Source organism: Planotetraspora silvatica (genome assembly GCF_016863315.1).
GTDB lineage: Bacteria > Actinomycetota > Actinomycetes > Streptosporangiales > Streptosporangiaceae > Planotetraspora > Planotetraspora silvatica.
The window spans coordinates 1-2,271 of sequence record NZ_BOOQ01000086.1 but is presented as its reverse complement, the minus strand read 5'-3'; the positions used below and the strand labels follow the sequence as shown (position 1 = coordinate 2,271).

Annotated in this window: 2 protein-coding genes; one reads left to right on the top strand and one right to left on the bottom strand. The window is 68.0% G+C overall.

The window, feature by feature from the left end:
• The first annotated feature begins 103 nt into the window (after positions 1–103).
• On the top strand, positions 104–1,051 hold the full coding sequence (locus Psi02_RS39695; RefSeq protein WP_203981077.1) for a ribokinase: 948 nt from the start codon (positions 104–106) through the stop codon (positions 1,049–1,051).
• A 203-nt stretch (positions 1,052–1,254) separates the two neighbouring features.
• Here the strand turns inward: Psi02_RS39695 and Psi02_RS39690 are convergent, their stop codons facing one another.
• Positions 1,255–2,094: an alpha/beta fold hydrolase gene (locus tag Psi02_RS39690; protein WP_239095548.1), complete on the bottom strand. Its 840-nt coding sequence runs from the start codon at positions 2,092–2,094 to the stop codon at positions 1,255–1,257.
• Between the last annotated feature and the right edge of the window lie 177 nt (positions 2,095–2,271).

Genomic DNA, 2,271 nt, shown 5'->3' with positions numbered 1-2,271 from the left:
TCCGATCGGGATCTGAACCCGGCGCATCCCCTACCCCGTCCACGGCTATACGCCGCGACCTCAGTTAGCAATGCCTGAAACCGCTTGGAATAGGAGGACCGAGATGAAACCGAAAGGTGTCCTCGTCGTCGGGAGCATCACCGCGGATGTCACAGCGTTCAGCCGCCGACTGCCCCACCGAGGAGAGACGGTTCTCGGCGACGACGTCACTTTGGTCCTGGGCGGGAAGGGCGCGAACCAGGCGGTCGCCGCCGCCCGTGGAGGAGCGCCCACCTGGCTGGTCGGCTGCGTCGGCAAAGACCCGTTCAGCGAGATCGTGTTGGCGGGGCTGCATTCCCATGGGGTGGTTTCGACGGAGATTCGTACCGTCGGCAACCGTACGGGCGTCGCACACATCAGAGTCGACGCGTCGGGCGAGAACGACATCGTCATCACGCCCCTCGCCAACTCGGACCTGAGCGTCGACATGGTGGAGGAGAGCATCCGTGCCGTCCGTGACAGGGCGAGCGTGCTACTCCTCCAACTCGAGATCCGCACCGAGGTCGCCTGTCACGCCGCGGAGGCGGGCGCGCACGCCGGCCTGACTGTCGTGCTCGACCCGGCGCCCGCGCAATCGCTGCCTGACCGCGTCTGGCCGCACGTCGCCATCGTCACTCCCAATGAGAGCGAGGCCACCGCTCTAACCGGCGTGGAGGTCGTCGACCTCGAATCCGCCGAGCGGGCCGCGGCTTGGTTCCTTGATCGGGGTGTACGGCATGCGCTCATCACGCTTGGCGCGGCCGGCGCTCTCTCGGTCACTCCGGAGCAGACACGGCACTTCCCCGCCTACCCCGTCAATCCGGTGGACACCACCGCCGCAGGTGACGCCTTCACCGGCTCTCTGGGCGCGGCCCTCGCCGGGGGCCTTGACACCGCCACGGCCATCCGTCGGGGGATGGCCGCCGGAGCATTGGCGACCACCCGGCCCGGCGCCAGTCCATCACTTCCCGACCGGGAAGCGGTGGACGAACTGATCAACCTGCACGCCATCGTGGAAGGAGCCGCCCAATGAGGAGCAACAGCGCAACCTCAGCGCCAGTCGGCTCGCGTGATCTCTGAAATCGGGCACACCTGACCGGCTCGCCTGGACGTGCCTTGCGGTTGCGCCAGGCGGCTCCAGGACGAAGGCCCTCTCCGAAGATCCGCTCGGGAGGGCCTTCGTCAAGAATTGCGCCGGCGTCGGGATGTCGCTGTCGGCGCAACTCGGTGAGTGGGTCAGCGGGTGTGCTCGGCTGCGTCCTCGATCACATCGGCCACGACCGCGGGATGGCTGATCATGACGACGTGGGAGGCACCCTTGACTTCAACGACGTGGGAGCCGGCGCGCTGGTACTCGAACCGCTCGAGCGCCGGGGGGATGGACTTGTCGGCGGTGGCGACGATGCCCCAGGACGGGATCGTGTGCCAGGCGGCGGCGGTGGTGACGTCGGTGAAGGAGGAGGCGCTGAACGGGCGCTGCTCGGCGGCCATCAGGCCGGTGACGCTCTGGGGGAGGTCGGCGGCGAAGACGTCGTGGAAGCGGTCGGGCTGCAGGTAGAGGTCGGTGCCGGTGCTGCCGTCGGCGTTGGTGAAGGGGACCTCGTTCAGGGCGGCCTGGATCTCGCTGCCGGGATACTTCTGAATGAGGACGCCGAGCTGCTCACCCTTGTCGGGGACGAACGCGGCGACGTAGACCAGTGCCTTGACGTTGGGGTGTCCCGCCGCGGCGTTGGTGATGACGGCTCCGCCGTAGGAGTGGCCGGCGAGGATGACCGGGCCCTTGATGGAGTCGAGGAAACTGGAGATGTAGGCCGCGTCGGTCGGCAGGCCGCGCAGCGGGTTGGCCGGGGCGACGACCGGGTAGCCGTCCTTGGCCAGGCGCTTGATCACGCCGTTCCAGTTGGAGCCGTCGGCGAAGCCGCCATGCACCAGGACGACGGTCGGCTTAGGGGATGCCGCTGTGGCGCTGCCGGCGGTGGCCGGGCCAGAGGCGGCGGAAGCCGTGGGCATGATGGCCGCGATGGCGGCGACGGCTGCCGCGGCGGTCATGAGCGCGCGACGGTGAACTCTGTTCATGAATGTTGGGTCCTTGCGAGGAAAGAAGGGGTGGAACGCGTCCCACGGTACGAATCGGGCGTCTTTGTTCGCGTACGTCAGATGATGTAATCGCCGTCCCTGGCGGTCATGAGGCGGCTGAGCTCGCCGCGGGTGGTGATGCCGAGCTTGGGGAAGACGCGCGACAGGTGTGTGCTG